The sequence below is a fragment of the Neobacillus sp. NPDC058068 genome (assembly GCF_042885335.1).
Lineage (GTDB): Bacteria > Bacillota > Bacilli > Bacillales > Cytobacillaceae > Neobacillus.
Genome location: NZ_JBHVSI010000002.1, coordinates 260,977 through 280,507, shown reverse-complemented (window position 1 = coordinate 280,507; position 19,531 = coordinate 260,977). Strand labels below are relative to the sequence as shown.

The following is a 19,531-nucleotide window of genomic DNA, read 5'->3' as shown; positions in this document are numbered from 1 at the left end:
TAGAAATGGAAATTTTGACAGAGAAAGATACAAATATTAGTGCAGCACCCCCGAAAAAAAGTTCATCACAATGGGCAATTGCCCGTAAAAAATTCTTAAAGAATAAACTTGCTTTGACTAGTCTCATTTTTTTATTATTTGTTGCGATTATTTCATTCTTGGCACCGTATATTACCACGGCGGACATTACAAGAATTAATATTGGCGAAATGTCGCTTGAGCCGTCAAGTAAGCATTGGCTTGGAACAGATAAAGCAGGTCGTGATGTATTTACAAGATTATTGTATGGCGGCCGAATTTCATTATTAGTTGGAATGAGCTGTACGCTATTTGTTATTTTTCTTGGGACATTAATTGGCTCTGTTGCTGGGTATTTTGGTGGTACAGTTGATAGTTTATTAATGAGATTTACTGATTTTATCTTGAACTTCCCTTTTCTAGTGTTTGTAATTGTCTTAAATGCAATCCTTTTTGGGAAAGTGAATGGACTATGGGTTTTAATTGGTGTCATCAGCTTGCTTAGCTGGGGTGGCATCGCAAGGATTGTCCGCAGTAAAATTCTTGCTGAGAAAGAAAATGAATATATTATCGCTGCCATCTCGATTGGCTGTTCACCGGCAAAGATAATTGTCAAACACCTATTACCGAATGTTTTATCGACAATTATTGTCCAAGCTACGATTACTTTTGCATCAATGATTGTAATTGAATCAGCTTTAAGCTTTCTTGGCTTTGGTGTACCACAAGAGATTCCAAGTTGGGGGAATATGCTTGATTCAGCGATTGAACCAGATGTACTGCAGTTTAAATTATGGATTTGGATGCCGCCAGCTATTCTTATCACCATCACCATATTATCAATTAACTTTATTGGTGAAGGTTTAAAGGATGCCTTTAATCCTAAATCAAGAAGATAAAAATCTACCATGACAAAATGGTAGATTTTTTTTGGCCGTAAGGAAAGCATAACTTTCCTAATAGGCATAAGTGCAACTACGCCTCATGAACCGCCTAACGGCTCGCCAATCGGCGAGTTTTCTTTATCTAAACCCTCCTAAGAAAAATCAGTAATAAATTACAACTGGAGCAAAATATATATTAAGGAATAATTTAACTTACCTCTGCCCATACTGATTGACAAACAGTTTCTTGAAGTGAGGGGTTGTCCAATGTTGTATCTTCATGATGTTTGGGTAAATTGGTTTGAAGGGGAAGAAAACGGTTATAATGTCTGTCACTTTCATGAATGGCGGAAGGACGATGGTGTGGAGCTGTTAGACCAAGTGCCGCTAATTAAAATTGAACCGGTTTTATTTAACTATATTGAGAATGATTTATCTGAGTTGCCGGAACAGCTGCTTGCTGATATTTATCAGAAAGCCTATTTAAGAAAAAACCATGAAAGAGTCCAGCTTGACTATTGTTTTGTTGTGACAGATGGAATTGGAATTTTAGCAATTGATACGATTGGCTACACCATTCCGATTCGAAAAAGCAGACTTATCCCAAGACAAGAACAGCTTGTTTACGAAATGATTAGTCAGCATGAAGCTAAACAGTACCTTTATTACGACCAGCCGAAAATGAAAAATTTTCATATTCTATCGCCTGAGCCGGAACTGATGAGAGGATTAACAAGGAAGGAACGGCAATTAAAACAGCTATTATTTATGGCCCTTGATCAATTGCTCTCATCAAATAATCAAGCAGAAGTGCGGTATTGGTATACCGAATGGTGTCCAGAGCAATATTCAACAATCCAAGAAATGGATTTCGAAAATGCAAGGGAACAGCTGTTTGAGGAAATCAAATATGGCTGGTCGCACCGCCATGAGTCATTCTGTGAGAATTTAATTAAAGGGCAGCCATTTTTTGAAAAACTATGGGAAATGGAGCACGGTCCAAAAGTAAATTAAAAGCCTGGCGCAAAGAGTATGTATTACATACTCTTTGCGGACAGGCTTTTTTTTTAGAATACTCTTAACGTCTCTTGCGCCCAAGTCCCATTGCATTTTCCATTTTCTTAAGGGTCTTTCTTGCCACCATGTTTGCTTTTTCTGCACCTCGGTCCAAAATGTCGTCAAGTTCACTTGATTCCATTAAACTATAGTATTTGTCTTGAATTGGCTTAAAGAAGTCTACAACCACTTCAGCTAAATCACCTTTAAAATCACCATATCCTTTACCTGCATACATTTCCTCTAAATCGGCAATCGACTTTCCAGCCAATATGGAGTAGATTGACAGCAGATTAGAAACACCTGGTTTATTTTCTTTATCAAATTTAACAATTCCCTCTGAATCAGTAACTGCAGCCTTAATTTTTTTGACGATTTGATTAGGCTCATCTAATAGCGTAATAAAGCCCTTTTTATTCGGGTCGGATTTACTCATTTTTTTCGTCGGTTCCTGAAGTGACATAATCCGTGCTCCAACCTTAGGAATACTGATTTCAGGAACGGTAAGAATGTCATTATACTTCTTGTTAAATCTCTCTGCTAAGTCCCTTGTCAATTCCATATGTTGTTTCTGATCTTCACCGACGGGTACTAGGTCAGTGTTATACAATAGAATATCCGCAGCCATTAGTGGCGGATAAGTTAGAAGACTAGCCTGAACCGCATCTTTTCCTGTAGATTTATCTTTAAACTGGGTCATTCTTTCTAATTCCCCGATATAGGAAACACATTGCATCAACCATCCGGCCTGAGCATGTGCTGGAACTTCTGATTGAATAAAAAGGGTAGCCTTTTCTGGATCTAAACCAACTGCAAGATACAAGGCAGCTAAACTTCTAATGTTTTTACGAAGCGTCGCGGGGTCTTGCGGAACAGTAATCGCATGCTGGTCTACTATACAAAAAAAGCAATTATATTCGTTTTGCAGATCGACAAACTGCTTTAAGGCCCCAATATAGTTGCCAAGCGTAATCGTACCACTCGGCTGAATACCTGAAAAAATCGTTTTCATTGCAAATTTCCTCCTAAATAAAAATAAAAAAAACCATTCGTCCCCATAAAATTGCTAGGGACGAATGGTTCGCGGTACCACCCTAAATTACTCGCATAGGAGTCACTCAGCTCCATGAATGTCTGTTTAGACATTCTGGAATCCTTTTAACGCAAGGAAACGTCTACTCCTACTATTTCAATCCTTTTGATAAAAGGTTCAGAAAGAAGCTCAAAAGTCCATTCCGTATTTTTTCGCGTTTGTTTTCACCAGCCACAAACTCTCTGAATCGAATAAGAATACGTACTACTCTTTATCATTGCTTTATAACTTTATTTGGATTATTCACATTATATATGAATTGCATATTTAATTTCAAGTCGGTTAGAAATAATAAGCAAGGAGGGCAACCATCATAAGTAATCCATTGACTAAACCATAAAACAAAAGCGGCTTTTGATTTACCGTTATAAGTTGAGATAATCCTGGGACTTCATCGAATCTCCTTTTATCCTTTCCTCTTGAAAAGGCAAGATTTAAGGACCGAGAGAATACATCATAGAACCCACTTTGAATGGTATAGATTAATAACGCTAATAATAGAAAAACTGCCGTAAAGTAAAAAGATATATTGATATAGCTAATTAGCGAAATGTTACGATAAAAGATAAAAGATATGATTAAAATGGCAACTTGTGTAAGCGTTGCCACCAATAATCTTCTCTTGAACACAATTTTCACAAAAAAACCTCCAAAACATTGATGGATTAAGGATTACCTTATATATATTATACCCAAAAATCTGTATAAGTCTAAATTATATCACAGGCAAATGTAATGATAACGTAAGAATTGTATCTTTTCTGTAAATTAAATTTGAAAAAGTAATGTACAATTTCTAAAAAATATGTATAATAGGGAATGTAGTAATTTTTCAGAATAATAGAAAAGGGAGGTCTACAAGTGAAGAAATCAAAACTTTCACTACTTTTAGTACTATCACTAGTTCTTAGCATGTTCCTAGCAGCATGTTCAGGCGGAGCTAAGAACCAAGGCACAGACACTGGTAAAAATGAAGGCAAAGATAAGCCTGTTACTGAGGAAAGCAAATTAGCTGATAAACAAGAACTTAATGTTTTTGAATCTGCTGAAATTCCTACAATGGACAGCGTATTAGGAACTGACGTTATGAGTTTCACAACGTTGAACGCTGTAAACGAAGGTATGTACCGTTTAGACCCAGATCAAAAGGTAGTACCTGCAGGCGCTGAAGCAATGCCAGAATACAATGCTGACAAAACTGAACTAACTGTTAAATTAAGAAAAGATGCAAAATGGTCTAATGGTGATCCTGTAACTGCTAAAGACTATGTATATGCTTGGCAGCGTGCAATCAACCCTGAAACAAAATCTGAATACGGTCCATATTTCATGGGCGGTAAAATTAAAAACGCTGATGCAATCGCTGAAGGAAAAGCAAAAGTAGAAGATCTTGGAATTAAAGCTGAAGATGACTATACTTTAAAAATCACTTTAGAAAGAGCAATTCCGTACATTGAATCTTTTATTACATTCCAAGTGTTCTATCCACAAAACCAAAAGTTTGTTGAAGCACAAGGCGCTGATTATGCTAAAGATGCTGAACACTTACTTTCCAATGGTCCATTTAAGATGACAAAATGGCAAGGCCCTACAGCAACTGAATGGGTTTTAGAGAAAAACGAAACTTATCACAGTGCTAAAGATGTAACTTTAACAAAAATCAACTTTAACGTATCTAAAGATCCACAAGCATCTGCGAACGCATTTACTGCGGGCGAAGTTGATATTACACCAAAGCTTGCACAAGCTGCGATTATTCAACAATTTGAAGGATCAAAAGATCTAATCCGTTATCAAGAACCATCTCTTTTCTGGATTAAAATGAACGAAAAGAATAAAGCATTGAAAAACATTAATATCCGTAAAGCAATTGCTTTATCGATTGATAAACAAGCTTTAGTTGATGATGTATTAGCTAACGGATCTATTGCTGCTGATTTCCTAGTACCAAAAGGATTTGCTTTCCTTGATGGTAAAGATTTCCGCGAAGGTACAAACCCATACCTAACGATGAATAAAGAAGAAGCTAAAAAACTTTGGGAAAAAGGTTTATCTGAGTTAGGCGTTAAAGAACTAGCTCTTAACTATGTAGGCGGCGATACTGAAACGTCTAAAGTTTCTGATTCATTTATCAAAAATCAGTTAGAAACGAATCTTCCTGGCTTAAAGCTTACGATTCAACCTGTACCATTCAAAATCCGTATTGACCGTGAACAAAAAATGGATTACGATTTATTATTCACTGGTTGGGGACCTGACTATGCTGACCCAATGACATTTATGGATTTAATGCTTACTGGCGGGGATCACAATAAAATGGATTACAGCAGTGCTGAATATGACAAGCTAGTTAAAGCTGCGCAAACAGATTTATCTGCGAAAGAACAAGAACGCTGGAAAGCTCTTCAAGACGCTGAAAAAATCTTAATCGAAGATGATGCAGCAATTGTTCCAGTGTATCAACGTTCAGTGAACCTTTTAATCAATCAAAAGGTTGAAGGCTTTGCTCACCATGCATTTGGTCCAGATTATAGTTACCAGTGGATTAAAATCCTTAAATAGTAGCTATACTAATCAAATAGGAAGAGAGTATATTAAAAAAAATATACTCTCTTTTTACCTGTATCGGAATTGTCGAAAAATGTCGAAAATTAAACCAATTAGGAGGTGTAGGCATGGCGAAATACTTATTGCAACGATTTATCTATATGATTATTACGCTGTTCATAGTTGCATCGATTACTTTTTTCCTCATGAAGCTAATTCCAGGAAGTCCATTTAATACTTTCCAAAAACTCTCAGTAGTCCAACAGAACCTTCTATTGGAAAAGTATGGATTAAAGGACCCATTGCCTGTTCAATATTTTAATTATATGAAAAATCTGGTAATGGGTGATTTGGGAGTCTCCTTTCAATTCAATAATACCCCTGTAACGGAACTGCTTGGAAATCGAATTGGACCTTCGGCACTTTTAGGTTTACAGGCAATGGTTTTGGGTGCAATAGCTGGTATCTTTTTGGGTACCATTGCCGCGCTTAAGCAAAATACTTGGATAGACTATGGCTCTACTTTTATTGCTGTAATTGGTAAATCAATTCCTTCCTTTATTTTTGCAGGATTGCTGCAATATTACATTTCTGTTAAATTAGGATGGTTACCTGTTATGTTGTGGAAAGGACCAGAATACACTATCCTTCCTACGATTGCCTTAGCAATGTTCCCAATATCAATTGCGGCTCGTTTTATGCGAACAGAAATGATTGATGTCTTGGGGTCTGATTATATTACTTTGGCAAAAGCAAAGGGTGCAAGCTTTTGGCAAATTAGCGTTAAGCACGCATTAAGAAATGCATTAATTCCTGTAGTTACGGTCATGGGACCATTGGCTGTGAGCTTAATGACAGGTTCACTAGTTATTGAGAAGATTTTTGGGATTCCGGGACTTGGAGAGCAGTTTGTTAAATCAATCGGAACCAATGATTATCCAGTCATTATGGGAACTAATCTTTTATTTGCAACTTTATTCGTAGTCATTATTTTAGTTGTTGATATTCTTTATGGAATTATCGACCCACGTATTCGTATTTCGGGGGGGAAAGCAAAATGATTAACAAAGAAAATACCATTTCTAAGGATATGTTTGCACCCGCCCATGTTGATCCATCAAAAAGTGAAAAAATTGCAAAGCCAAGTTTGAATTTCTGGCAGGATTCTTGGTTTAGGGTGCGGAAAAATAAGGCTGCAGTCATTAGTATGGTGATACTCGTTATTCTCATTATTATGGCATTTGTCGGTCCGTTACTAACACCGTATGCTTACGATTTCCAAAATACGAAACACAATAACCTGCCGCCAAGGATCCAAGGTTTAGAGGATGTTCACTGGCTCCCTTTTGACGGTACATTAACCAGAAGAGATGGTGCTGTATATAACGCTTATGAAGTGCGCAAAATTGATGCGTATTATTGGTTTGGAACCGATAACTTAGGACGGGACCTTTTCGCACGGACTTGGAAAGGTACACAGGTTTCATTATTTATTGCTTTTATGGCGGCCTTGATTGATATGCTGATAGGGGTATCATATGGAGCTATTTCTGGTTATTTAGGCGGTAGAACAGATAGTATCATGCAGCGGATTATCGAGGTTATTGTCGGTATTCCGAACTTGATTGTTGTTGTATTAATGATCATAGTCTTAAAGCCGGGGATAATGCCGATTATCATAGCCCTGTCCATTACTGGTTGGACAAGCATGGCGCGTGTTGTCCGTGGGCAAGTATTAAAATTTAAAGGCCAGGAATTTGTCTTGGCGGCAAAAACATTAGGGGCATCGGATACATCGATTATTTTCAAACATATGATTCCAAACATGTTTGGGGTTATTATCATAAATACGATGTTTTCAATTCCGAGTGCCATTTTCTTCGAAGCATTTTTAAGTTTTATTGGGTTAGGTCTTCAAGATCCGCACGCATCGTTAGGAACATTGGTTAATGATGGGTTTGTATCGATGATTGCTTTTCCATATCAAATGATTATTCCTTCCGTTATGATAGGGCTAATTATGGTATGCTTCAACTTAGTAGCTGACGGATTACGAGATGCATTAGATCCAAAAATGCGAGATTAAAAGGCAGGTGAATGGTAGTGGAGAAAGTTTTACAAGTAAAAGATTTAAATATTTCGTTCCATACGTTTTCCGGTGAAGTAAAAGCGATCCGCGGCGTTAACTTTGATTTGTATAAAGGGGAAACGTTAGCGATTGTTGGTGAATCAGGCTCCGGTAAATCCGTAACAACTAAATCAATTATGCGCTTACTTCCAGAGCACAATTCGGAAATAAAAAGCGGGGAAATCCTTTTTAACGGAAAAGATTTAACGAAATTAAAAGATAGAGAAATGCAAAAAATTAGGGGTCATGATATTTCCATGATCTTTCAAGATCCGATGACATCGCTTAATCCAACCATGAAAATTGGCAGTCAGATTACCGAACCATTAATTAAGCATCAAAACATGAGTAGACATGATGCAAAGGAAAGAGCACTTGACTTATTAAAGCTTGTGGGAATTCCAAAACCGGAGATTCGGATCAACCAATATCCGCATCAGTTTTCCGGGGGGATGAGACAAAGGGTTGTCATTGCCATTGCCTTGGCATGCAATCCGAAAATTCTAATCGCTGATGAGCCGACAACGGCACTTGACGTGACGATTCAAGCGCAAATCCTTGAATTAATGAAGGACCTGCAAAAGAAAATTGATACATCGATTATTTTCATCACTCATGACCTTGGTGTCGTAGCCAATGTAGCTGATCGTGTCGCCGTAATGTATGGCGGTAGAATTGTTGAAATTGGAACGGCTGATGAAATTTTCTATAATCCAAAGCATCCATACACATGGGGATTAATTAGCTCTATGCCAGATATGGATACAGAAGAAGAGGAATTATTCTCGATTCCAGGAACACCGCCTGATTTGTTGGACCCTCCAAAGGGCGATGCGTTTGCACCACGTAATCCATTTGTCATGAAAATTGATTTAGAGCAAGAACCACCGTTCTTTAAAGTGTCTGAAACGCATTATGCAGCTACATGGTTATTACATCCGGATGCACCGCCAGTTGATCCGCCTGATGCAGTTAAGAGACGTCAAAGTCAATTCTTAGAGATGACCGGTGTAAACTCTGGGGCTGTTGGATTAAATAAAGGAAATAGTCAATTCCCTGGAAAAAAGGAGGGGAAATAAATGGCTGAAAGAAAAAAGTTACTAGAAATAAAAAATTTAAAGCAATATTTTAATGAAGGAAGACCTAACGAAGTTAAAGCAGTCGATGACGTTTCCTTCGATATTTATCAAGGTGAAGTCATGGGGCTAGTGGGTGAGTCAGGCTGTGGGAAGTCGACAACAGGCCGTACAATCATCCGTTTGTATGATGCTACTGGCGGCGAGGTTCTGTATGATGGAATAAACGTCCATGGCAATAAATCAAAAAAGCAGTTAAAAGCTTTTAACCGGAAAATGCAAATGATTTTCCAAGACCCATACGCTTCTCTTAATCCAAGATTAAAAATTGCCGATGTTATTGCCGAGGGCATTGACATTCATGGCCTGGCAAAATCAAAGCAAGAACGGATGGAAAGAGTTTATGAGCTTTTGGAAACCGTTGGATTGAACAAAGAACATGCTAACCGCTACCCGCATGAATTTAGCGGCGGTCAGCGTCAGCGGATTGGGATTGCCCGTGCATTAGCTGTTGAGCCTGAATTTATCATTGCGGATGAACCGATTTCTGCCCTGGATGTTTCGATTCAAGCTCAGGTTGTTAACTTAATGAAAAAGCTGCAAAAAGATAAAGGGTTAACGTATCTTTTCATTGCACATGACCTTTCAATGGTTAAATATATTAGTGATCGAATTGGTGTAATGTATTTCGGCAGAATGGTTGAATTGGCATCTGCGGATGATCTTTATCGAAATCCACTCCACCCATATACGCAATCACTCTTATCGGCGATTCCAGCTCCTGATCCGATCAGTGAACGGACACGCAAACGTAAATCCTATGATCCAGCGAGTCATAACTACGGGGACAATGAACCAGTTGAATTTAGAGAAGTAACTCCTGGTCATTTCGTACTTTGTTCTGAAAAGGAATTTAAGCAATATCAAGCACAATCTAAATAATAGAAAAAACGATCTCAAATTTTTGAGATCGTTTTTTTATTATTTACGTTTCCCGCCGACAGTTTTCCAACCAGTCTGGTATTTAGCACTCTCATCGACAAATTCACTGCGATGTTTGCCACCGAATACTTTTTCACCAAAACTGTTTGTTATAACACCCATTAAGGCTGTAATCCCAACGATTAATAAAGCAACAATGGTTAAATCTGTTATGTAAGCACCCATGCTAAAACCCCTCCATTATAAGCTTATCAGAATATTCATATGCCATATTAAATATCCCCTACTATATAGTTTATAAGAACTTGCCAGTTATTGAAAGAGGAAAGTAATTAATCAATATTAAATTTAGTTGTTAAATGAATGCGTTTTCATTTTGAAATGTTAATTGAGAATCAAACTTAATAAAATAGTAAGGTTGGCTCATTATAATTTGATTAGAGGGGCTTTATTACTAGCATTTTTGAACGACCCTCAAAAAATGCACGAAAGGAGCCGAACATTCTAATAAGAAATATTAAAAGGTATGAAAAAATTCGATTTGTTTTGTATAATTTTGAAACTTTTAAGGGAATTATTCGTCTAATATAATGTATCAGGTTATTTGGGTTTAATTTTTGTCCGGTTAATTATTTTTGAAAAAAGGATACCTTTATTAGGAACAGTGGTGTATAATTAATAATATAAATTACTTATTTATAATTATTTTAATTAGGTATATGTAATATTTCCACTTTAAAGAGTTTTAACTTTACTATATAGGGTATTATTAAAATGAATCGTAAATAAATGAGGAGTGTGAAATACGGATGGTAACATTATACACTTCACCAAGTTGTACATCATGCAGAAAAGCTAAATCATGGTTGGAAGAGCATGAAATCCCATACACTGAAAGAAATATTTTTTCTGAACCATTATCAATGGATGAGATAAAAGAAATTCTTCGAATGACCGAAGATGGTACTGATGAAATAATTTCTACGAGATCCAAAACATTTCAAAAGTTAGATGTGAACTTAGATGCAATGCCGCTTCAAGATTTATTTGGACTGATTAAAGAGAACCCAGGTCTGCTGCGCCGACCAATTATTATCGATGAGAAACGATTGCAGGTCGGTTACAATGAAGATGAGATTAGAAGGTTCTTACCAAGAAGAGTTAGAACGTTCCAATTGCGTGAAGCACAACGAATGGTAAACTAATAAAAAGGCCTTCTTACGAAGGCCTTTTTTGTTTATTGAGCCCAATGTTTGAGGTTTCAGATACATTTTGCTACAATAAATGAAATCGTCTATTTTATATGAAATAGGCATTATAATGGATTTTTTGATTTTTGGTTTTTTTATTTCCCTTATTAGTACTTTTGTCATAAAATGAAAGTACAGGAATATTTACTTTTTTAATGGCATGATCTGCTGGGGGTATTTAGTCCCTTCAATATGGAAAATGGAAGGGAGAGGTAATGATGGAGATCGAACGCATTAATGAAAATACAGTTAAATTCTATATTTCCTATGGTGATATAGAAGAAAGAGGCTTTGACCGCGAAGAAATTTGGTACAATCGCGAGCGCAGTGAAGAACTTTTCTGGGAAATGATGGATGAAGTTCACGGTGATGAAGAATTTGTCGTTGAAGGTCCACTATGGATTCAAGTCCAAGCTCTTGATAAAGGGTTAGAGGTCCTGGTGACGAAAGCACAGCTTTCAAAGGATGGACAAAAGTTTGAGCTCCCTATTCCAAATGATAATATAAAAGACATTCCTGTTGATGAAAAAATTGAAGAGCTCTTGGATCAGCATTTTAATCCAAATCATTCTGATGAAGAGGATATTTTGCTTGAGGAAGAAACATTGGAATTTCTTCTTGTCTTTAAGGATTTTGAAGATGTCATCAGCTTATCACATCGCACAGGATTAGATGATTTAGTGACAATGCTCTATCACTTTGAAGGAAAGTACTATTTATATACTGAATTTCCCGAGGATTTATTTGAGGAAGACGAAATTGATGATATTTTAAGCGTCTTACTCGAATACGGCTATGAGACACAGCTGACGATTCATCGAATCCAAGAATATGGTAAAGAAATAATTTCAGAAAATGTTTTTGCAGAGTTACGAAAGCATTTTAGCTGATAACAGTACCGATTTCAAATTGAAATCGGTATTTTTTGGCCGATAGGAAAGTATAACTTTCCTATTAGGCATTAAGTGCAACTACGCCTCTGTCTTTGCCTAACGGCAAGCCAGTCGGCGAGTTTTCTATACAAATGATGTTCTGGCAGGTGAGTATTCTGAAAAACACAGTAAGGGTTGTCATATTTTTAGTGGTATTATCCGTACTATTGTTTTTCTTTAAGGGTCGATTGGAAAGTGGGATTTTTGGTTTCTTAAGCGTGTTAATTTCACTGTCAGTCATATTTATTGGATTTGTCATTTTCCTTGAAAACCGCCATCCTACCCAAACTATTACTTGGTTAGTGGTGTTAGGGAGTTTTCCCCTTGTTGGCTTTATTTTTTATCTTCTTTTTGGACGCAATTACCGGAAAGAGAAGATGTTTAGAAAGAAATATTTTCTAGATAAACAGGCATTTCTAACGGTTGAAGGGGAAGATGATCCAAGGAATGAGGAAAAGCTAAGCTTAATGGGGGAACACCAGGGGAAATTATTTAACCTTGCGCAAAAACTAGGGAACAGTCCGATTTCTTTTGATACAGCTACAAAAGTATTGTCCAATGGTGATGAAACGTTTCAGCATATTATTGAACAATTAAAAAGGGCAAGGCACCATATTCACCTTGAATATTATATTGTCCGGCATGATCATATTGGTCGGGAAATCAAGGATATACTCATAGAAAAGGCAAATCAAGGGGTTAAGGTCCGCTTTCTATTTGATGCCGTCGGTTCATGGCAGCTTTCAAAGAGGTATATTCATGAGTTGAAAAATGCGGGCATAGAAACAGTTCCCTTTGGTCCAGTAAAATTGCCCTTTTTAAATAATAAATTTAATTTCCGGAATCATCGAAAAATTATTGTGATTGATGGAACAGTTGGTTTTGTGGGCGGATTAAACATCGGTGATGAATATTTAGGAAGAGACAAGGCAATAGGCTTTTGGCGTGATACCCATTTAATGCTTAAAGGAGAAGCTGTTCGGACACTGCAGCTTATTTTTTTGCAAGATTGGTATTATATGACGAACCATAGTTTTTTAACAGCTGAATATTTATCACCGCAAATTGATCACAAAAGTCATGGTGGTGTGCAGCTCATTGCCGGAGGGCCTGATACTGAATGGAGCGTCATTAAAAATATTTTTTTCTCGATGATTGGTTCTGCAAAAAAATCAGTTTGGATTGCCTCTCCGTATTTTATACCTGATGAAGATATTTTTTCGGCGATTAAAGTCGCTGCCCTAAGCGGAATTGATGTCAGGCTGCTCGTACCGAACCGTCCTGATAAACGAATTGTTTTTCATGCATCGAGATCTTATTTTCCTGAACTTTTAGAAGCAGGGGTAAAGGTGTACGAATATGAGCGAGGCTTTATGCATAGCAAGATTGTCATTGTTGATGAAGAACTTGCCTCGATTGGAACCTCGAACATGGATATGAGAAGCTTTCATTTAAATTTCGAAGTAAATGCGTTCTTGTTCCGGACAAAAAGTACAGAGAAGCTAGTCGTGGAATATTTAAATGATCTTAAATTTACCAAACAATTAGAATTTTCAACCTTTCAAAAACGGCATTTGGGACTAAGACTACTAGAATCAACAGCGCGGTTACTTTCGCCACTATTATAAAAAGAGGGAATTCGTCGAAATAATGACGAGTTTTCTTTTTTTTTATAAAGGATTACAAAGAAATTTGTCGAATTATTAATCTTGAAAGGTGGAGAGAATGAAATGTTAAGCGCACAAACTAAATCTGGAAAAAGGATTTGTCTTGGGTTTGATTACAAAAAGGATACTCTTTTGAATCTGCGAAGCAAAGAAGAATTTATTTGTCCAATTTGCGGAGAAGGAGTATCGCTTAAATTGGGCGACCAGCGGATTTTTCACTTTGCCCATAAGCAGGGAGGACAATGCCGCGATTTTTATGAAAATGAATCGCAGTACCATATGGAAGGGAAAAAACAGCTGTATCAATGGCTAATCCAGCAAAAAACCCCATCAGTTCTAGAGTATTATGATAAGGAAATTCAGCAGCGACCGGACATTATGTTCGAGCATAAGGGTAAGAAATATGCCTTAGAGTATCAGTGCTCCACGTTACCGGAAAAGGTTTTTATCAAAAGAACCCAAAGGTATCTTGAGAAAGATTATATTCCGTTATGGATTATTTCTAGCAGCCATATCCATACAAAAAAGAGAAATATCACTGCATTATCTAACTTTCATTATTTCTTTTTGCGAAGTACTTCTACCGGTTATCTTTATATTCCTTCATACTGCCCCGAAAAACATCTATTTCAATTGGTAGAACCGATTACTTCCTACTCGATAAAAAACGTATTCGCACACTTTTCCTTCTATCTTCCCAATGATTTGAAACTTGATGGTTTATTGGAGCCAAGTAGAAAACAACAGCATAGTCTATCAAGCTGGAATAGAGAAATAGAAAAATTTAATTTGAATTTGACCCTGCACCCTGGGAAAGCACAACAACCATTTCTTCAAGAGATATATAACAAAAATCTTAATCTGTTCTTATTGCCGCCAGAAATTGGCCTTCCAGTACCTCACTCGATATCCATCCATACTGCTCCGATGATTTGGCAAACGTATTTATTTCTTGATGTTTTAGCCAGCAAAAACCCCAACGATTTGATTACGCTTCAGGAAATTAAAGCTCACTTAAAAAAAAGACTGAATAGGAAAGATATTATTCTGCGAAAATTACCTCAGTTAGAAGAAATCAATCCTTTAATTGCCTTAATTGAATATTTACAACACCTAGTACGATTGGGAATTTTAAGCCGGATTGGAGAAAATCATTTTCAATTGCAGCAGAAAATTATCATTCCAAGGTCTAATCGAGAGAAGGAAGAGGCTAAAATCCTTTTTTATCAAAAAAACCAGCTAATACTCTCAGGAAAATAAATAAAAACGGGGCATAATATGGAGGATAGCATATTTTTAAAAGGAAATTAGAACATTTAGGAGAATATACTTATATAGGGGTCTACCCGCAATCCGAATTTGAATGGAGGAAGAATGATGACAAATGAAACAGCTGTAAAGTCTCTGCCAGCTAGAAGTGAGATTTCAGTGGATGACACATGGAAACTAGAGGACATTTTTGCGACTGATAAGGATTGGGAAAAAGAATTCCAAGAGGTAAAAAAACAGATTCCCGGCATTAAAGAGTTTGAAGGGAAGTTAGGAGAAAGTGCGGAGACACTTTATAGAGCTCTTCAGTTCCAGGATCAACTGTTGGAGCGAATTGGAAAGCTTTATACATATTCTCATATGCGCTACGACCAGGATACAACGAACTCTTTTTACCAAGGCTTAGATGACAGGATGAAGAATTTGTATTCGCAAGCAGCCAGCCAATTGGCCTTTATTGTTCCGGAAATTCTATCGATTGATGAAAGCAGGGTCACGAGCTTTTTAAATGAAAAGCAAGAATTAAAGCTATATGAACACGCCATCGAAGAAATTAATTTGCAAAGGCCGCATGTGCTGACAGCTGAGCAGGAATCTTTATTAGCGGAAGCAAGCGAAGTAATGGATGCTTCCAGCAATACATTCGGAATGCTAAATAATGCTGATTTGGAGTTCCCAACTATTAAAGATGAAAACGGGGAAGAGGTTGAAGTTACTCACGGTCGATATAGCCGTTTCTTGGAAAGCGGTGACCAGCGAGTACGACGGGATGCCTTTAAGGCAGTCTATAAAACATACGGCGCTTTTAAGAATACATTCTCAAGCACATTAAGCGGCAATGTGAAAAAGGATAATTTTAATGCAAGAGTAAGAAAGTATGATTCAGCAAGGCATGCAGCCCTTTCTGCCAACAATATTCCAGAGAGTGTGTATGATAACCTGGTCAATACTGTCACAGAAAATCTTCCTTTATTACACCGCTATGTGAAGCTTCGAAAGAAAGTGCTGGGTCTTGATGAGCTTCATATGTATGATTTGTACACGCCGCTTGTAAAAGATGTGAAAATGGAAATTAAATTTGAGGAAGCAAAGGATTTAGTCATTAAAGGGCTGGCCCCGTTAGGTGAGGAATATGCAAAAATCCTAAAAGAGGGCTTTGATAATCGCTGGGTCGATGTTCATGAGAATAAAGGGAAGCGGAGCGGCGCATACTCTTCTGGCGCATATGGAACACATCCGTATATTCTAATGAACTGGCAGGATAACGTGAATAATTTATTTACCTTGGCCCACGAATTCGGTCACTCTGTGCATAGCTATTATACACGGAAATCACAGCCATATCCGTATGGAAACTACTCGATTTTTGTTGCTGAAGTGGCTTCGACCTGTAATGAGGCATTGCTAAATGATTATTTATTAAAAACGATTGATGATGAACAGAAACGTATCTACCTCCTTAATCACTATTTAGAAGGGTTTAGAGGGACGGTGTTCAGGCAGACGATGTTTGCGGAGTTTGAGCATTTAATTCATCAAAAAGCTCAAAATAATGAGGCATTAACCGCTGATGCTTTAACAGAGGCCTATTATGAATTGAATAAGAAGTATTTTGGTGAAGAGGATATTGTAATCGATGAGGAAATCGGCTTAGAGTGGGCGAGAATTCCGCATTTTTATTACAATTATTATGTGTACCAGTACTCTACCGGCTTCAGTGCCGCAACTGCGTTAAGCAAGCAGATTTTAGAAGAAGGAGAGCCAGCAGTAAAACGTTATATTGAGGAGTTCTTAAGCGCAGGAAGCTCTGACTATCCAATTGAAGTGCTAAAGAAAGCAGGCGTCGACATGACGAGTGCAGACCCTGTTAAGAATGCTTGTAAGGTATTTGAAGAAAAACTGAATGAATTAGAACAACTATTATCTTAAGCGCAGCAAAAAGGATGGTTTCTTTTACGAAGCCATCCTTTTTAAAACCCTTTAAATCGTTTTCGATTATTTAGATAAAAGATAAAGAGTAAAATTGAAATAAACAGAATTGGCGTACTTAATAATAACGGGAAAATCTTCATCAAAGCTAGGATATGTAGAAAAAAAGCAATCAGGATGAAGACAATCATGCTGATAAGTGGTAATTTGCCCATAGTAAAACTCCACCTTTTCAAGGTTACTTACTTTTATGTTTATTGTCCCATTCATGAAATTATGATTTTTCCCCGCATTAACGTGCAGTAAGAACCCATTTTTAAATATGGGTTCTTACTGCACGTTAAAGTCCGATTGGTTCAACTAACCATCAGTGGAAAATACCTCCGCTGATGGAAGTTTAACTTTATGACAATTATGTGAAATTAAGCACAAACTATTGTCATGTCTTGAAAGGCATGCTATATTATATATGTGAAGTTAATCACAACAAACATATACCCCTTTTGTTTGACCGTGAAAAATTTCTCCCATCCCCTTTGTTCGTATAAATAGAAAAATGCCTTGCAGCTTATAAGCTGCAAGGCATTTTCGTTTTTACGGAATGAAGGCTGACGGTAGCTAGCAGGAAGAAAATAGACAAATGACCAGAATATTTTTATTCCAGCGATTTGCCTATTCATCAATATACCTCCAAAATGTTCCGTATTTAGCGGGGATCTGTTCCACGACCTGTTTTAAAAGGAGTTTTTTCATTTCCCGTTCAATTTGCGCAATGGGCATATTATAAACAACGGCAATTTCCTTTGAGGCGACAAATTTAAAAAACTTCATAAATGCTTCTAATGGAGGCGGCGGCGATTTTATCGGTTTCTTTGGAAGCATTTCCTCTAAAATTTGTACATAGACCTCATAGGGATAGCTCCCGGTAATTTTGATGCCTTCATCCTCGGCATTTTCATTAAAAAATACCAATGTTGGAATTTCGATTACTTCCATTTCCGCTGTTATTTTCAAATCACATTGGAATGCTTTTGCAGCACTTTCAGAATGAATATCAATCATAAATTCTTCAACATCCAATCCGGAACGGCCGGCACAATCCTTTAACACCTCTAGATTAGAAATGTTCTGCTTTTCTAAAAATAACATCTCTTGAATATTCCGAAGAAAACGAAGCCCAGCACGTCTCCCCTGTAATTCAGCTGCTTTAAGCGCAATTGAAACGGTAGATGGAGTATCCACCGGATTCTCTAACCAAAGACTCCCATCGCATGACATTCCTGATTTGCTTGCTATTTTCTCCCAGACTTGAGCGATATTCTCATAGTTTTTCTTTTTACTCAAATTTAAATTGGCCAGCCGTCCGCTTAAAACATTTTTAATGGAAAAATACTGTCCATATTCAATTTTTAGTTTTTTTAGAATGGGTTCAAGTGCCCAACATTCAGGGCATAAAGGATCAATAAACATGTAAATTTCAATGGGTTTTTTATCAATGCTGCTGCACTTAGAGCCATGTAATGTAAAATTATTCACGATTTTCACCTGACAACTCGCCGCCATCTGGAGTATTAATCATATGTTGCGCCGTAAGGTACAGTCGTGAGAAAAATTCCTCTCGTATCGGACCTTCCAGTTCAACCTTGTCCATTGCTTGTTTCATGCAGGATAACCAGGCTTTCGAACGTGTTGGTGTAACAGGGAAGGGCAAATGGCGCGCACGCATCATTGGATGACCATGCTCTTCTGTATAAATGGGCGGACCACCTAAATATTGAGTCAAAAATTGCTTTTGTTTTCGGGCAATTTCTGTGAATTGATTTGGAAAAATTGGAGCAAGATCAGGATGTTGTGCAACAAGGCCATAAAAGGTATCCACAAGCCGGTTTAATTTATCTTCACCAATGACCTCAAATGGTGTAAGCTTTTTCTCAATCATGTTGACAACTCCTTAAATGTCTTTCGTTGTTCTTATTTTAACAATGACCCTTTCATATCTCAAATTAATTGCCTTAAAATAGAGGTTTAATCACATGAATACAGTCTTAATGTATACAAAGTTGTCGTTTCTTAGTAAAAACAGGAGGAAATTGGCAGTTGAGAGCACTTCCTTGAATTGTTAAATATCCATTAGATTCTGCTGTTTATATTTTTGATGATAAAAGCGGCGGATTTTGTTGTCTGTTTTTCGCTCCGGAATCTGAAATTGATTAAGAAGCTCTAGAAAAACATGCTTTCCTTCTTGATAGTTTTCCACCTCATACTCTAATTCAAAGTCTTCCTTATTCAGATAGAAACTTTGATCGAGTACTAGTAATCCATTCTTATATGCCAATTCCACCCTGTTTGTTGATAAAGAGCCAAAATACTCGATGGTAGAAAAAAGAACATTTTCTTTTTTTAATAGGTTTTGGATTAATCCAGCAGGAAGCTTCCCAGAATGGATTGCTTGTTCTGCCTCTTCATAGCTTAACGTCTGATTCGTTTCAAGAATACCAACCGCTGCCGGCTGCTTTAGGGTCATCTCATATGACTGCAGTTTTTTGCGGATTCTTAGTGCAGAGCCTAGCTCTTTTAAGGTGAAATCAGGAGTATCAAAGTAGTGGTTTTCTTGACTGAAAATTTGTCTTTTATCTATATTGAATTCCAAGAGAAACCTTTCATATTCCTCTTTTGTAAGCATATTCTTAAATTCAATCTCAATATTTTGCGACATTGCATGTCTTCCTTTCAGAAAATG

Annotated in this window: 20 protein-coding genes and 1 other annotated feature; of the genes, 12 read left to right on the top strand and 8 right to left on the bottom strand. The window is 37.1% G+C overall.

Annotated features, from left to right (window positions below; genetic code table 11):
• The first annotated feature begins 5 nt into the window (after positions 1–5).
• On the top strand, positions 6–917 hold the full coding sequence (opp4C, locus tag ACFVSW_RS03655; RefSeq protein ID WP_387312296.1) for an oligopeptide ABC transporter permease: 912 nt from the start codon (positions 6–8) through the stop codon (positions 915–917).
• A gap of 252 nt (positions 918–1,169) precedes the next feature.
• Positions 1,170–1,916, top strand: a complete 747-nt coding sequence (locus tag ACFVSW_RS03650) for a YjbA family protein (protein WP_387312294.1) — start codon at positions 1,170–1,172, stop codon at positions 1,914–1,916.
• Positions 1,917–1,980: 64 nt separating this feature from the next.
• Here ACFVSW_RS03650 and trpS read toward each other — a convergent pair whose 3' ends face one another.
• Both trpS and ACFVSW_RS03640 read right to left on the bottom strand, forming a co-directional pair.
• Positions 1,981–2,970, bottom strand: coding sequence for a tryptophan--tRNA ligase (gene trpS / locus ACFVSW_RS03645; RefSeq protein ID WP_387312291.1), 990 nt, complete (start codon positions 2,968–2,970; stop codon positions 1,981–1,983).
• Positions 2,971–3,023: 53 nt separating this feature from the next.
• Positions 3,024–3,278 (bottom strand) — a binding site (T-box leader).
• Between the two features lie 55 nt (positions 3,279–3,333).
• On the bottom strand, positions 3,334–3,690 hold the full coding sequence (locus ACFVSW_RS03640; protein WP_387312288.1) for a DUF3899 domain-containing protein: 357 nt from the start codon (positions 3,688–3,690) through the stop codon (positions 3,334–3,336).
• 222 nt (positions 3,691–3,912) lie between these two features.
• On the opposite strand from ACFVSW_RS03640, the gene ACFVSW_RS03635 reads away from it, so the two are divergent.
• From ACFVSW_RS03635 to ACFVSW_RS03615, 5 genes are all read left to right on the top strand, one after another.
• Positions 3,913–5,613 (top strand): peptide ABC transporter substrate-binding protein, encoded by a 1,701-nt coding sequence (locus ACFVSW_RS03635; RefSeq protein WP_387312285.1) that lies wholly within the window; start codon positions 3,913–3,915, stop codon positions 5,611–5,613.
• A gap of 113 nt (positions 5,614–5,726) precedes the next feature.
• Positions 5,727–6,659 carry an oligopeptide ABC transporter permease gene (gene opp3b, locus ACFVSW_RS03630; protein WP_387312283.1) on the top strand — a complete coding sequence of 311 codons (933 nt, stop codon included), beginning with the start codon at positions 5,727–5,729 and terminating at the stop codon, positions 6,657–6,659.
• Positions 6,656–7,684: an oligopeptide ABC transporter permease gene (gene opp3C, locus ACFVSW_RS03625; protein WP_387312281.1), complete on the top strand. Its 1,029-nt coding sequence runs from the start codon at positions 6,656–6,658 to the stop codon at positions 7,682–7,684. The genes opp3b and opp3C overlap by 4 nt, the downstream gene beginning before the upstream one ends.
• A 17-nt stretch (positions 7,685–7,701) precedes the next feature.
• Positions 7,702–8,805, top strand: a complete 1,104-nt coding sequence (locus ACFVSW_RS03620) for an ABC transporter ATP-binding protein (protein ID WP_387312279.1) — start codon at positions 7,702–7,704, stop codon at positions 8,803–8,805.
• Positions 8,806–9,744, top strand: a complete 939-nt coding sequence (locus ACFVSW_RS03615; protein WP_387312277.1) for an ABC transporter ATP-binding protein — start codon at positions 8,806–8,808, stop codon at positions 9,742–9,744.
• Between the two features lie 39 nt (positions 9,745–9,783).
• On the opposite strand, the gene ACFVSW_RS03610 is transcribed toward ACFVSW_RS03615, so the two are convergent.
• Entirely contained in the window at positions 9,784–9,969 is a 186-nt protein-coding gene (locus ACFVSW_RS03610) for a hypothetical protein (RefSeq protein ID WP_387312274.1), read from the bottom strand.
• A gap of 584 nt (positions 9,970–10,553) precedes the next feature.
• On the opposite strand from ACFVSW_RS03610, the gene spxA reads away from it, so the two are divergent.
• The 5 genes from spxA (at position 10,554) to pepF (ending at position 16,791) form a co-directional block, all read left to right on the top strand.
• Positions 10,554–10,949: a transcriptional regulator SpxA gene (gene spxA / locus ACFVSW_RS03605; protein WP_387312272.1), complete on the top strand. Its 396-nt coding sequence runs from the start codon at positions 10,554–10,556 to the stop codon at positions 10,947–10,949.
• Positions 10,950–11,212: 263 nt separating this feature from the next.
• Positions 11,213–11,884 (top strand): adaptor protein MecA, encoded by a 672-nt coding sequence (mecA, locus tag ACFVSW_RS03600; RefSeq protein ID WP_387312270.1) that lies wholly within the window; start codon positions 11,213–11,215, stop codon positions 11,882–11,884.
• A gap of 158 nt (positions 11,885–12,042) precedes the next feature.
• Positions 12,043–13,554 (top strand): cardiolipin synthase, encoded by a 1,512-nt coding sequence (cls, locus tag ACFVSW_RS03595; protein ID WP_387312711.1) that lies wholly within the window; start codon positions 12,043–12,045, stop codon positions 13,552–13,554.
• A 102-nt stretch (positions 13,555–13,656) separates the two neighbouring features.
• Entirely contained in the window at positions 13,657–14,853 is a 1,197-nt protein-coding gene (locus ACFVSW_RS03590; protein ID WP_387312268.1) for a competence protein CoiA, read from the top strand.
• 117 nt (positions 14,854–14,970) lie between these two features.
• Positions 14,971–16,791, top strand: a complete 1,821-nt coding sequence (gene pepF, locus ACFVSW_RS03585) for an oligoendopeptidase F (protein ID WP_387312266.1) — start codon at positions 14,971–14,973, stop codon at positions 16,789–16,791.
• 41 nt (positions 16,792–16,832) lie between these two features.
• Here the strand turns inward: pepF and ACFVSW_RS03580 are convergent, their stop codons facing one another.
• The 5 genes from ACFVSW_RS03580 to ACFVSW_RS03560 form a co-directional block, all read right to left on the bottom strand.
• A complete protein-coding gene (locus ACFVSW_RS03580) occupies positions 16,833–17,006 on the bottom strand; it encodes a hypothetical protein (RefSeq protein ID WP_387312264.1) in 174 nt (57 codons plus the stop codon).
• Between the two features lie 243 nt (positions 17,007–17,249).
• Positions 17,250–17,471: a hypothetical protein gene (locus ACFVSW_RS03575; protein ID WP_387312262.1), complete on the bottom strand. Its 222-nt coding sequence runs from the start codon at positions 17,469–17,471 to the stop codon at positions 17,250–17,252.
• A complete protein-coding gene (locus tag ACFVSW_RS03570; RefSeq protein WP_387312259.1) occupies positions 17,464–18,336 on the bottom strand; it encodes a ClpXP adapter SpxH family protein in 873 nt (290 codons plus the stop codon). The genes ACFVSW_RS03575 and ACFVSW_RS03570 overlap by 8 nt, the downstream gene beginning before the upstream one ends.
• Entirely contained in the window at positions 18,320–18,730 is a 411-nt protein-coding gene (locus tag ACFVSW_RS03565; protein ID WP_387312257.1) for a globin domain-containing protein, read from the bottom strand. The genes ACFVSW_RS03570 and ACFVSW_RS03565 overlap by 17 nt, the downstream gene beginning before the upstream one ends.
• A gap of 180 nt (positions 18,731–18,910) precedes the next feature.
• Positions 18,911–19,507, bottom strand: coding sequence for a CYTH domain-containing protein (locus ACFVSW_RS03560; RefSeq protein ID WP_387312255.1), 597 nt, complete (start codon positions 19,505–19,507; stop codon positions 18,911–18,913).
• Positions 19,508–19,531: the final 24 nt, after the last annotated feature.